11 protein-coding genes are annotated in these 12745 nt (G+C 45.4%); all 11 read right to left on the bottom strand.

What is annotated here, in order from left to right; genetic code table 11:
- The 11 genes from truB to IRE19_RS04255 all read right to left on the bottom strand — a co-directional run bounded on the left by truB (position 1) and on the right by IRE19_RS04255 (position 12736).
- Positions 1-930: a tRNA pseudouridine(55) synthase TruB gene (gene truB / locus IRE19_RS04305; protein ID WP_284700301.1), complete on the bottom strand. Its 930-nt coding sequence runs from the start codon at positions 928-930 to the stop codon at positions 1-3.
- 64 nt (positions 931-994) lie between these two features.
- On the bottom strand, positions 995-1345 hold the full coding sequence (gene rbfA, locus IRE19_RS04300) for a 30S ribosome-binding factor RbfA (protein ID WP_191714137.1): 351 nt from the start codon (positions 1343-1345) through the stop codon (positions 995-997).
- An 18-nt stretch (positions 1346-1363) separates the two neighbouring features.
- The gene (locus tag IRE19_RS04295; RefSeq protein ID WP_203339442.1) at positions 1364-1642 is read right to left on the bottom strand and encodes a DUF503 domain-containing protein; all 279 of its coding nucleotides are present in this window, start codon (positions 1640-1642) and stop codon (positions 1364-1366) included.
- Positions 1639-3972 carry a translation initiation factor IF-2 gene (gene infB, locus IRE19_RS04290; RefSeq protein ID WP_203339441.1) on the bottom strand — a complete coding sequence of 778 codons (2334 nt, stop codon included), beginning with the start codon at positions 3970-3972 and terminating at the stop codon, positions 1639-1641. Before infB ends, IRE19_RS04295 begins: the two co-directional genes overlap by 4 nt.
- The gene (locus tag IRE19_RS04285) at positions 3950-4294 is read right to left on the bottom strand and encodes a YlxQ family RNA-binding protein (protein ID WP_191714134.1); all 345 of its coding nucleotides are present in this window, start codon (positions 4292-4294) and stop codon (positions 3950-3952) included. Before IRE19_RS04285 ends, infB begins: the two co-directional genes overlap by 23 nt.
- Positions 4294-4572 (bottom strand): RNase P modulator RnpM, encoded by a 279-nt coding sequence (gene rnpM, locus IRE19_RS04280; protein WP_191714133.1) that lies wholly within the window; start codon positions 4570-4572, stop codon positions 4294-4296. The genes IRE19_RS04285 and rnpM overlap by 1 nt, the downstream gene beginning before the upstream one ends.
- A 20-nt stretch (positions 4573-4592) precedes the next feature.
- A complete protein-coding gene (gene nusA, locus IRE19_RS04275) occupies positions 4593-5720 on the bottom strand; it encodes a transcription termination factor NusA (protein WP_203339440.1) in 1128 nt (375 codons plus the stop codon).
- Between the two features lie 20 nt (positions 5721-5740).
- Positions 5741-6226 (bottom strand): ribosome maturation factor RimP, encoded by a 486-nt coding sequence (gene rimP / locus IRE19_RS04270; protein ID WP_191714131.1) that lies wholly within the window; start codon positions 6224-6226, stop codon positions 5741-5743.
- Positions 6227-6351: 125 nt separating this feature from the next.
- Entirely contained in the window at positions 6352-10659 is a 4308-nt protein-coding gene (locus tag IRE19_RS04265; protein WP_203339439.1) for a PolC-type DNA polymerase III, read from the bottom strand.
- A gap of 89 nt (positions 10660-10748) precedes the next feature.
- Entirely contained in the window at positions 10749-11018 is a 270-nt protein-coding gene (locus IRE19_RS04260) for a hypothetical protein (protein ID WP_203339438.1), read from the bottom strand.
- A gap of 14 nt (positions 11019-11032) precedes the next feature.
- On the bottom strand, positions 11033-12736 hold the full coding sequence (locus IRE19_RS04255) for a proline--tRNA ligase (RefSeq protein ID WP_203339437.1): 1704 nt from the start codon (positions 12734-12736) through the stop codon (positions 11033-11035).
- Positions 12737-12745: the final 9 nt, after the last annotated feature.

The following is a 12745-nucleotide window of genomic DNA, read 5'->3' as shown; positions in this document are numbered from 1 at the left end:
CTACACCTCGTCCGCTGTCGGAAAACCGAACATTTTTTCAGGCTTCATCTTATCCGCTTTTTCAGGATGGTTTTTATAGAGTGCCACGGGTTGTCCCTGATAGGTCAAAACTACAAATCCCATTTGATCAAGTATGGCATGACGCGCCAGTACTTGCCCGTTTTTTACAGCAAATATCTGTTTCGGTTCGATTTCCATGAATGGAAACGCCTCTAGACCATAGCTGAGCGGTTTCAAAATGTCGCCGATAACTCCATTTTGAGCAAGTTCAGCCACTTCGGCAAGTGTTACGCAATCTTTTTTGGCGAATTTACCGGATTCTGTCCGAGTCAGCCGGGACATATGCGCAGGAAAGCCTAATGCTTCTCCGATTTGCACAGCCAATGTCCGGATATAAGTTCCTTTGCCGCAGCGGATACGGATATTGAATTTGATTTGCTGGCCAGTCCATTGAAGATCATCATCCAATAACTCAATCGAATCGATGCGGACTGTCCGCTCAGGCCGTTCAACGGCGATTCCTTGGCGTGCATATTCATATAGCTTTTTGCCGTTCACTTTGACGGCTGAATACATTGGGGGAATCTGTTTGATATTTCCGGTAAGCTGCAAAAAGACTTCAGCAATTTGCTGGCGGGTAATGAGCTTTTCTGAGAGGTCCGTATCCACCGTTTCGCCTGTTGCATCTTCTGTTTCAGTCGAATAGCCGATGGTCACTTCCGCTTCATAAGTCTTTCCTTGGTCGGTGATATATTCTGCCACTTTGGTCGTATTGCCGATGCAGATTGGCAGTACGCCATCCACTTCAGGATCCAAAGTCCCCGTATGTCCGACTTTTTTCGTTTGCAGGATCTTTCTTAACTTAAAGACACAATCATGGGAGGTCATCCCTTTTTCTTTCCACAATGGTAGAATTCCGTTCAGCGCCATATGCCTTAACTCCTTTGCTTGATGCAAAAAAAGCCTGCTATCTAAAATAGACAGCAGGCTTTTTTTAATCTTCTTTTGGTTCTTGAATATCACGCAGTAATGTATCGATTCGATTGCCGTAAGCAACCGATGAATCGATTTCAAAAGACAATTCAGGAGTTTTGCGAAGACGGATCCGCTGTCCGATTTCGGTGCGGATAAATCCTTTCGACTTCGTTAACCCAAGCAATGTCTGTTCTTTTGCATGGTCTTCACCTAATACGCTGATATATACAGTTGCCTGCTGGAGATCTCCTGTAACTTCAACATCTGTTACAGTGACAAATCCGATACGTGGATCTTTCAGTTTTCGGCTGATGATATCGCTGAGCTCTTTTTTCATCTGCTCGGCTACACGATTCGCGCGCATTGTCATTGCTAATCCACCTCGTTCTTACAAATATTCTTTCTCAATATCCAAACATTCCCAAGCGGGGTTGCTTTCCAAATAGTAGAGAACCTGCGCCATTTCCTTATCAGCCATTTCTTTTGAGGAAGAGACGATAACAAAAGCGATGCGGGTCCGCTGCCAAACATTTTGGTGGTCAATTTCCGCTGCGGAAACATTGAATTTTTGTCTGCTGCGGGTCAGCATGCTTTTCACGACTGCCCGCTTATCTTTTAACGAATGTGCCGTTGGAATGAAAAATTCGCATTCCATGTACAGGATCATTTGCGTACGATTTCTTCCATAATATACGCTTCAATGATATCCATTTCCTTCACATCGTTGAAGTTTTTGATTGTAATACCACATTCATAGCCTTTAGCCACTTCTTTTGCATCGTCTTTGAAACGTTTCAACGTGTCAATTTCGCCTTCAAATACTACGATGCCTTCACGGATGACGCGAACGCCGCTGTCACGTGTAATTTTGCCTTCTGTTACATAGCTTCCGGCAATCGTTCCGACTTTAGATACTTTGAATGTGCTGCGGATTTCAGCTTGGCCGATGATTTTTTCTTCGAATTCTGGGTCAAGCAACCCTTTCATTGCGAATTCAATTTCTTCGATCACTTTATAGATGATGCGGTGCAAACGGATATCTACGCCTTCTGCTTCAGCAGCGCGTTTCGCGTTTGCATCCGGACGAACGTTAAAGCCGATAACGATGGCATTTGATGCAGCTGCCAATGAGATATCAGATTCTGTAATCGCACCAGCGCCTGTGTGGATGATTTTCACGTTGACGCCTTCTACATCGATTTTAAGAAGTGATGCTGCCATAGCTTCAACTGCTCCTTGAACGTCTGCTTTGACGATCAGGTTCAACTCTTTCATTTCGCCTTGTTTCAACTGATCAAACAAGTTATCAAGTGTTACGCGTGTTTTTTCTGAACGCTGAACTTGAAGCGCAGATGTTGCACGTGTTTCGCCCACTTGACGAGCTGTTTTTTCATCTTCAAAGACAACAAAACGATCTCCTGCTTGTGGTACATCATTCAACCCAGTGATTTCAACTGGAGTTGATGGGCCCGCTTCTTTTACGCGACGGCCTACATCCGAAACCATTGCACGGACGCGTCCAAATGTGTTGCCGACAACGATCGGATCTCCAACGTTTAACGTACCGTCCTGTACTAGAAGTGTAGCTACTGAACCACGGCCTTTATCAAGCTCTGCCTCAATAACCGTACCAATTGCACGGCGTGCCGGGTTAGCTTTCAATTCCCCTACTTCAGAAACAAGCAAGATCATTTCAAGCAACGAATCAATGCCGTCTCCAGTCAATGCGGAAATCGGTACAAAAATCGTGTCTCCGCCCCATGCTTCAGGAACTAAGCCATGCTCAGTCAGTTCTTGCATAACACGGTCAGGATTTGCGCTTGGCTTATCCATTTTGTTGACTGCGATGATGATCGGAACTTCTGCAGCTTTAGCATGATTGATGGCTTCAACTGTTTGTGGCATAACGCCATCGTCTGCTGCAACAACAATAATGGCAAGGTCTGTCACTTTCGCTCCGCGTGCCCGCATGGTTGTAAATGCTGCGTGTCCAGGAGTATCAAGGAATGTGATTTTTTTGCCGTTGTCTACAACTTGGTAAGCACCGATATGCTGCGTAATTCCGCCGGCTTCTCCTGCCGTCACTTTCGTGTGGCGAATTGAATCAAGCAACGTTGTTTTACCATGGTCAACGTGCCCCATGATTGTCACAACCGGTGGACGTTCTTCGTTCAGGCTTTCGTCTTCAGGTTCAAAGTAAACTTCAAGATCTGTTTTATCAACAAGAATCTCTTCTTCCACTTCAACCTCATACTCAGCACAGATCAATTCAATTGCATCTTTATCCAACTCTTGGTTAATGGTAGCCATTACACCAAGCATGAATAATTTTTTGATGATTTCAGAAGGCTCGCGCCCTAATTTCTTCGCCAGCTCAGCTACTGTCAATGACTCGCTGAACGTAATTTTAGCCGGCAATTCTTTCTCTTTTTTAGGCATTGGCGGCAACGGATTTACCGGTTGCTGCTGCTTCCCTTTACGGTTGCGGTTTTGGAAGCCATTGCGGTTTCCGCCTCCTGGACGTCCTGAAGAACGTTGGCCTGGACCTGCCGTCGGTTTAGCTGCTTTGGGTGTGAAGTTCGAACCAGTTTTTGCTGGTGTAGTCGGACGCTGGCCGTTTCCTTGCGAACGGGATTGCCCTTGGCTTGGAGCTGCTGCCGGACGTGATTGGCTTTGCCCTGATGGACGTGACTGGCCGCCTTGTGATGGACGTGATTGCCCTTGTCCTGATGGACGGGACTGGCCGCCTTGTGATGGACGGGACTGGCCGCCTTGTGACGGACGGGATTGGCTTTGTCCTGATGGACGCGATTGTGCTGCTGGACGCTGTCCTGCAGACGCATTTTTGTAGATGCTGTCTAATTTCGAAACAGCATTGTCCTCTAATGTAGCCATATGGTTTTGCACGTTAATATTGTGTTTAGACAATTCATTGATGATTTCTTTGCTTGGCTTGTCTACCTTCTTAGCGTATTCATGTACTCGAATTTTGGTCATCTGCTCGCCCCCGATTAATTTCTTCGAATAAGCTGGTTATTTTTTTTGCAAAACCTTTATCGGTGATTGCAATCACTACCCGCTCTTCTTTGCCTATCGCATGTCCCAAATCGAACCGCGATCCTAAAACATGCAGATCCACTCCAAATGATTTGCATTTGTCCTGCAATTTCTTTTTGGTATTGTCCGAAGCGTCTTCTGAAATTATCACTAATTTCGCTTTTCCTTTTCGAACTTCGTTCACGGTCATTTCTTCACCGGAAATGGTCATCCTTGCACGTGTCGCCAATCCAAGTAATTGAAGAATTTTTTGTTTCGTCATTATTTCAACTGCTCTCTGAGAACGACGCGAATTAACTCATCATAGATTTCGTCTGGAATCTTGACTTCCAATTGCTTGTCCAGCACTTTCTTTTTGCGGGCAGTCGCGATGGCATCTTCCGATTTCGAAAGGTATGCGCCGCGTCCTGATTTTTTGCCAGTCAAATCGACGGCTACTTCGCCTTCTTTTGAACGGACAACGCGGATCATTTCCTTTTTAGGATGCATCTCGCCTGTAGCTACACACTTCCGTAATGGAATTTTCTTTTGCAGAGCCAACGGACATCACCTTTTCTACATTATTCTTTTTCTTCGTAAAAATCAAAATCGTCCAGTTCTTCACCGGATTCCACTAATTCGATATCGGCATTCGGGTTCGGGTAGATGCCCATTTCCCGAGCGTCAGTCTCGCTTTTAATGTCAATTTTCCAGCCAGTCAATTTTGCTGCCAAACGGGCATTTTGTCCACGTTTGCCGATCGCAAGAGATAATTGATAGTCAGGAACAACAACCGTCGTTGATTTTGCTTCTTCATTGACTTGCACATCCAATACTTTGGATGGGCTAAGTGCATTGGCTACAAAGACTACTGGCTCTTCAGACCATTCAACAATATCGATTTTTTCTCCACTCAACTCATTGACGATCGTTTGGACACGTCCGCCTTTAGACCCGACGCATGACCCTACTGGATCAATGTCATCGCGGTGTGCGAATACGGAAATTTTAGAACGGTCTCCTGCTTCGCGTGCAATCGATTTGATTTCAACGATGCCGTCGTAAATTTCAGGCACTTCGTTTTCAAACAGACGGCGAAGCAATCCCGGATGGGTGCGCGACACAAATACCTGTGGCCCGCGAGTTGTGCGCTCCACTTTTGTGATATACACTTTGATGCGGTCATGAGGCTTGTAATGCTCATTCGGCATTTGCTCAGTCTGCGGAAGCACTGCTTCAACTTTGCCAAGTCCTACATACAAGTTGCGTACGTCCATGCGTTCAACGATGCCGTTGACGATATCGTCAGCACGGTCAACAAACTCTTCGAAGATTAGGCCGCGCTCAGCTTCACGAACACGTTGAGTTACAACTTGTTTCGCTGTCTGTGCAGCAATGCGTCCGAAATTACGGGGCGTCACTTCTTCTTCCACGACATCTCCAAGCTCGTAAGCAGGGTTGATGACTTTAGCATCTTCCAATGAAATGTGAAGACGTTCGTCTTCCACTTCTTCTACAACATCCTTGCGGGAATAGACCAGCATCGTGCCGGTGTCCAAGTTCAAATCCACGCGGACGTTTTGTGCCTGGTTGAAATTCCGTTTGTATGCCGTTACCAACGCAGCTTCAATTGCCTCAATCAGGACTTCACGGGAAATCCCTTTTTGTTTCTCTAGTACTTCAAAAGCATCCAATAACTCACTGCTCATTTTATTCACTCCCAGGTTCTTCAATCAGGTTTAACAGAAAAATCAATGGCCAAACGGATTATCGCAATCTTATCTTTCGGAATGTTGATTATTTTTCTGCGTGTTTTGATTTTAATTTCAATTTCCACTTGTTCATCGTCATAGGACTTTAAATAGCCTTCAAACTCTTTTGCATCTTCAACCGGCTCATAAGTTTTGATGTAGATAAATTTACCGATAGCTTTCTCGAAATCTTTTTCCTTCTTCAACGGACGTTCTGCACCCGGAGATGAAACTTCCAAGAAATAATTTTGTTCAATCGGATCGAGTTGATCCAAAATCTCACTGAGCTTTTCACTTACTAAAGCACATTGATCAATATCAATCGGTGCTTCCGGATTGTCCACATACACTCGTAAAAACCAGTTGCGGCCTTCCTTAAGGAATTCCACATCTACAAGTTCCAGGGCTAGTTCACTGGTGATGGGTTGTGCTATCTTCTCGATTTGTTCTGTAATTTTGCTCATACATGCCTCCCGCCAATTTTATGCCATAACAAACAGAAAAGAGCGGGAGAACCCACTCTTCTGCGACAGAGCTATCAGTAAATGTTACTACAATAATACCACAAATCGCGCTGTGGTGCAACTGGCTAGAAGAGAGACAGCTGGTTGGCTTCAGGCATCCCTTCTAAACAGCCATGATCATCCATGTATTCGATGATCGTTTTTGAAACGCGGCCACGTTGCTGAAGGTCTTCCTTGGATAGGAATTCTCCATGTTCGCGTGCAGCCACGATGGATTTTGCGGCGTTGGTCCCTAATCCAGGAATGGCATTGAATGGCGGAATCAGGCTGTTGCCATCTATGATGAACTGATCAGCAGATGATTTGTATAAATCAACCTTTTGGAAGCTGTAGCCCCGCTCCACCATTTCCAGCGTCAATTCCATAACCGTCAGCAAGTTCTTCTCTTTTGTCGATGCTTCCAGGCCTTTACTGTTGATTTCATCAATTACAGCACGAATCGAATGTGATCCTTTGGCCATAGCGTTAACATCAAAATCTTCTGCACGCACTGTAAAATAAGCCGCATAGTAAAGAACAGGGAAATGCACTTTAAAGTAGGCGATGCGGACAGCCATCAAAACATAGGCGGCGGCGTGCGCTTTCGGGAACATGTACTTGATTTTTTTGCAGGACTCGATGTACCAGTTCGGCACGCCTTCTTTTTTCATGGCTTCTTCAAATTCAGGCGTCAATCCTTTACCTTTACGGACAGACTCCATGATTTTAAATGCCAAGGAAGATTCAAGTCCCTGGTAAATCAAATAGACCATGATGTCATCGCGGCAGCCGATTACATCAGACAGCTGGCAGGTTCCATTTTGGATCAATTCCTGCGCATTGCTCAACCATACATCCGTCCCGTGGGACAATCCGGAAATCTGGACAAGTTCCGAGAACGTGTTCGGTTTTGTTTCTTCCAACATCTGGCGCACAAAACGCGTACCGAATTCAGGAATGCCGAGCGTGCCTGTTTTACAGCCAATCTGCTCTTTCGTCACACCGAGTGATTCAGGTCCGGCGAAGATTTTCATGACTTCCGGATCGTCAGTTGGGATGGTCTTCGGATCGATGCCGGACAAATCCTGGAGCATGCGGATCACTGTCGGATCATCGTGACCAAGTATATCGAGCTTCAATAGATTATCGTGGATAGAGTGGAAATCGAAATGTGTAGTCTTCCATTCTGAATCCTGCGCATCTGCCGGGAATTGGATTGGCGAGAAATCATAGATGTCCATATAGTCCGGAACAACGATGATCCCCCCCGGATGCTGTCCAGTACTGCGCTTAACGCCCGAACATCCTTGTACAAGCCGGTCAATTTCCGCCCCGCGCAATGTCATGTCTCGATCGTTCGCGTAGCCGCGAACATAGCCATAAGCCGTCTTTTCCGCTACTGTGCCGATGGTGCCTGCACGGAAAACATTGTCTTCTCCAAACAGTTCCTTCGTATAGTTATGGGCAACTGCCTGGTATTCTCCACTGAAGTTCAAATCGATATCGGGAACTTTATCCCCTTTAAATCCTAAGAACGTTTCGAACGGAATATCCTGTCCTTCTTTTTGATAAGGAACATCACAATCCGGACAGTTCTTGTCTTTTAAATCGAATCCTGAGCTGACAGAACCGTCATCAAAAAACTCCGATTTCTTGCATTTCCGGCAAATATAATGCGGCGGCAACGGATTGACTTCCGTTATTTCAGTCAGCGTCGCTACAAGCGAAGAACCGACCGATCCACGGGAACCAACCAAATAACCGTCATCCAATGATTTTTTAACCAGCTTATGGGAGATCAGATAGATGACCGCAAAACCATGTCCAATGATGGATTTCAATTCTTTTTCAATCCGCGCTTCTACGATTTCAGGCAAAGTATCTCCGTAAATTTGTCGGGCCATGTTGTAACTCAATTCCCGAACCTCTTCATCAGCGCCTTCAATTTTCGGTGTATACAATTCATCTTTAATCGGTTTGACAACGTCGATCATCTCGGAGATTTTAACCGAGTTTTCCACAACCAGTTCATGGGCTGTTTCAGCACCAAGGAAATCAAACGCATCGAGCATTTCGTTGGTTGTTCTAAAATGCACTTTCGGCAGCTTGTGGCGATTCAATGGATTCGCACCGCCTTGGGATCCGATAAGTACTTGTCTGAAAATGGCATCTGTCTCATCCAAGTAATGGACATTGCCCGTCGCAACCAAAGGTATTTCCAACTTACGGCTGATTTTCACCAATTTCCGGATAATGTCTTCCAAGTTCCATTCATCACGGATCATTTCCCGCTCAATCAAATGGGAATAAACCTCTTTTGGATGAACTTCCAGATAATCGTAGAATTGCGCAGTCTGTTCAACTTCTTCCATTGATTTTTGCATGACCGCTTCGAAAACTTCGCCTTTGTCACAACCGGAACCGACCAGCAGGCCTTTCCGATGTCGTTGGAGCAATGAACGCGGAATGCGAGGCACCCGGTAGAAATAATCGATATGAGATGCAGACACCAGTTTGAAGAGATTTTTCAGCCCCTCATCGTTCTGCGCCAACAGTGTGCAATGGGTCGGCCGTGAACGTTTATAAGCGTCTCCACTTCCCACATAATCGTTCAATTGATCATGATAAAGAATGCCTTTTTGATCGGCTTCTTTTAAGAGATGCGTCAATAAATAAGATGTCGCTTCCGTATCGTAAATGGCTCGGTGATGCTGTGTCAGCTCGATGCCGAACTTTTTGGCCAATGTGTTCAATCGGTGGTTTTTCAGTTCTGGATGAAGCATACGCGCCAATTCCAGTGTATCGATCGTAGCATGCTTTGTTTCAATACCGTATTTCTTATAGCAGACATACAAGAAGCCCATATCGAATGAAGCGTTATGGGCGACCATAATGTGGTCTCCTGCCCATTCGTGGTATTTGCGGATCACTTCTTCCACTTCCGGTGCGTTTTTGACCATATCATCGGTGATGCCAGTCAAATCAATCGTTGTCGATGACAGCTCATGATGAGGATTCGCAAAGCTCTCGAATTTATCGATGATCTGGCCGCCTTTGATTTTAACAGCAGCTAATTCAATGATGGTATCGTAAACAGCTGACAAGCCCGTGGTCTCTAAGTCAAACACAACGAACGTTTCATCTTCCAATAAAGCATGGCGCTCTTCGTAAGCGATCGGTACACCGTCATCCACTAAATTCGCTTCCAGGCCAAAAATCGCTTTAATGCCATGTTTTTTGCTGGCTGCATATGCGTCCGGGAATGACTGTACGCCGGCATGATCCGTAATGGCAATCGCCGGATGGCCCCATCTGGCAGCTTGGCTGACCAATGATTCAACAGACGAAACGGCGTCCATTTGGCTCATCGGTGTATGCAGATGCAACTCGACGCGTTTTTCTTCAGCTGTATCTTGGCGAAGAACCGGTTTGATCTCAACCATATCCTGTGCCATCATCACTAGATCCCGCACAAAGGTATCGGTTTGAATCGAACCGCGAGCTCTTAGCCACATGCCTTTTTTAGCATTGGCCATCAATTCAGCGTCTTCTTTGTCACGTGAGAACATCTTCACGAGGATCGAATCGGTATAGTCTGTAATCTTGACGGTCAATAATGAACGGCCGCTCCGAAGTTCTCTGACTTCCGCATCAAAGACGTAGCCTTCAATGGTCACTCGACGTTCCTCATCAACAATCGATTGGATTTCCACAATATTTTCATCCGGTTTGATAGCCGTACCCATCTGGAAAGGCCCAGAAGGCGTACCGTTCTCTTTTCGGTTCGTCTCCCGTTTTTTCATATCGGACAAGGCTTTACTCGCCATCTCCTCTTCTTCACGCAGACGTTCTGCCATGAAAGCCGCATGCGCCGCTTCCTGGTCTTCGTTCGACAACTGAAAATCGATGGAGACATGCGGGAATCCAAACTGGCGGTATACCCCAGCCAGTTTATCGCTGTATTTTGACTTTAGTGCCATCATTTCGTGTTCATGATTGCATTGCAGCAGAAGCTTATTGCCGTTCCAAACCGGCGCCTGTGACAGCAATCGTTCACGCAGCGGCGGCGCCATGTCAGCCAATTCTTCAACCGCGTATCTCCAGTAGGATAAGACGAGGTTTTCCTGTGCTGTCTCCTGTGTAAATTCGATGTTCAATTGAACCGAAGCAATTGGAGAAAATGTGCTATATAGTCGTTCTTTAAGTAATAGGTACAAATCGATCGGCAGGATATTCTTTACTTTTACAAGGAATTTCCACGATCGTTCTTTTTTATGGACAGTCATCCGTGTCAGTTCAGCCTCTTCGAAAAAGGGCATATGTACATCGTCCGTTAAGTCGAGATGCTGAAGCAGCATTTTAAACCGCATCTTAGGATCTTGCTGGTTTGTCATAATTATCCCCTTCGTAGTAGTGATTTAAGAAAGCGTACGTGCATTTTGTCTGGCGGCGTTGGATTAGGGCAATTTAACATTTGAACATACTAAACATTTGCTGGTATGGATTTTTCGCCATCCAGTTCCACTAAACCCCAAGCTTTAGCATCTGCACAGCTGAGATAGCTCTGATACAAAATGAGAGCTGTATCACTGATCTGCTTTCCCGCAACGATTCCTTTACACTTTACACATTTAACTATTTTGCTAAAACCATTTCTTTCGTTCACCTTAAAAAAGTGCAAACTCACATTTACATTTTTCTCGAACAAGCAGAAAAAGAAAGGAAAGTACAATTTGTACTTTCCTTTCATCATATCAGATTTTCCTGTTATTTTTTAAAAAACTGCTGCAATTGATCAAGCAATTCGTCACGCGTCCATTCGAATGTTTCACCTGTCCGACGTATTTTGACTTCCAAAATTCCTTCAGCCGCTTTTTTGCCGATGGTGATGCGAATCGGCAACCCAATCAGATCAGCGTCTGTGAATTTCACGCCTGCCCGTTCTTTGCGGTCATCAAGCAGCACTTCGTAGCGATTTGATTTCAATAGGGAATACAACTCTTCACCCAACTCGCGCTGTGCATCGTCTTTGACGTTTACAGGCACAAGATGAACTTCGTAAGGAGCAACAATGTCCGGCCATGTAAAGCCATTGTCGTCCTGGAATTGTTCAGCAACGGCAGCCATCACACGTGATACGCCGATTCCATAGCATCCCATGATATAAGGCATCGCTTTTCCTTGATCGTTCAGGAATGTGCCTTTAAGCGGAATGCTGTATGTCGTGCCCAATTTAAAGATATGTCCGACTTCAATGCCTTTGGCAAATTGAATTGTACCTTGGCCGTCTGGCGATGCATCCCCTTCCTGGATAAAACGAAGGTCGTGGTAAGCAGCGACCGTAAAGTCATTTCCAGGCGTAACATTTTTGTAGTGATAGCCGCTTTCGTTCGCGCCAGTTACACCATTGACCATGTTTTCTACCGCATGATCAGCAAACAAGCGGACTTCAGCAGGAAGATTAATTGGTCCAAGAGAGCCGATGTCACACGCCAGTAATTGCTGTACTTCTTCAGGTGTTGCCATCTCAACAACTTTAGCACCTGTGGCATGTTTGACTTTGACGTCATTGATATCGTGATCGCCTCTCGCCAAAACGATTACCAGTTCTTCATCTGCTTTAAAAACCAATGTTTTGATGCATTTTTCAGCAGTCGTCCCCATGAATTCTGCTACCTCAGCAATGGTATTCTTGCCTGGCGTTGCCACTTTTTCCATTTCTCCTGGTGTTTCGTCTGAAACCGGATATGAAACATTGACTGCTGCCATTTCGATGTTCGCTGCATAAGAAGAACTATCGGAATACGCAATCGTATCTTCACCGATTTCCGACAGCACCATGAATTCGTGGTTATCTTTTCCTCCGATAGCACCTGAATCCGCAATTACAGCACGGAAATCAAGACCAAGGCGTGTGAAGATATTGGTATAAGCTTTCATCATGACGTCATAAGTTTCGTCCAGGCTCTCAGGAGTGGCATGGAATGAATAAGCATCTTTCATCAGGAACTCGCGGCCACGCAATAATCCGAAACGCGGACGTTTTTCGTCTCTGAACTTTGACTGTATTTGGAACAGATTTAAAGGCAGTTTCTTATAGGATTTGATTTCATCCCGCAGCAAGCTGGTGATGACTTCTTCGTGTGTCGCACCTAGAGCGAATTCACGATCATTCCGGTCTTTCAAACGCATTAATTCATCACCGTAAGAATACCAACGCCCTGATTCCTGCCACAATTCAGCTTGCTGAAGTGCTGGCATAAAGATTTCAACACTGTTAGCGGCTTCCATTTCTTCTCGGATAACGGTTTCCACTTTTTGCAGTACACGTTTGCCGAGCGGCAGGAATGAGTAAATGCCGCTTGTGTTTTGGCGGATAAAGCCTGCGCGCAATAAAAGCTGATGCGATTTTACTTCGGCATCGGCTGGAGTTTCACGTAATGTTGGGATAAAAGTTGCTGTTTGTTTCATTCCAGAATA

This window comes from Planococcus beijingensis (assembly GCF_016820615.1).
Lineage (GTDB): Bacteria > Bacillota > Bacilli > Bacillales_A > Planococcaceae > Planococcus > Planococcus notacanthi.
Note: the sequence above shows the minus strand (reverse complement) of the source record. Positions and strands in the feature narration are given on the sequence as shown.

What these genes read in the sequence shown, in the direction of transcription:
- truB (WP_284700301.1), bottom strand. Translation starts at nt 930, where the DNA reads ATGGCGCTGAACGGAATTCTACCATTGTGGAAAGAAAAAGGGATGACC.
- rbfA (WP_191714137.1), bottom strand. Translation starts at nt 1,345, where the DNA reads ATGACAATGCGCGCGAATCGTGTAGCCGAGCAGATGAAAAAAGAGCTC.
- IRE19_RS04295 (WP_203339442.1), bottom strand. Translation starts at nt 1,642, where the DNA reads ATGATCCTGTACATGGAATGCGAATTTTTCATTCCAACGGCACATTCG.
- infB (WP_203339441.1), bottom strand. Translation starts at nt 3,972, where the DNA reads ATGACCAAAATTCGAGTACATGAATACGCTAAGAAGGTAGACAAGCCA.
- IRE19_RS04285 (WP_191714134.1), bottom strand. Translation starts at nt 4,294, where the DNA reads ATGACGAAACAAAAAATTCTTCAATTACTTGGATTGGCGACACGTGCA.
- nusA (WP_203339440.1), bottom strand. Translation starts at nt 5,720, where the DNA reads ATGAGCAGTGAGTTATTGGATGCTTTTGAAGTACTAGAGAAACAAAAA.
- rimP (WP_191714131.1), bottom strand. Translation starts at nt 6,226, where the DNA reads ATGAGCAAAATTACAGAACAAATCGAGAAGATAGCACAACCCATCACC.
- IRE19_RS04265 (WP_203339439.1), bottom strand. Translation starts at nt 10,659, where the DNA reads ATGACAAACCAGCAAGATCCTAAGATGCGGTTTAAAATGCTGCTTCAG.
- IRE19_RS04260 (WP_203339438.1), bottom strand. Translation starts at nt 11,018, where the DNA reads ATGATGAAAGGAAAGTACAAATTGTACTTTCCTTTCTTTTTCTGCTTG.
- IRE19_RS04255 (WP_203339437.1), bottom strand. Translation starts at nt 12,736, where the DNA reads ATGAAACAAACAGCAACTTTTATCCCAACATTACGTGAAACTCCAGCC.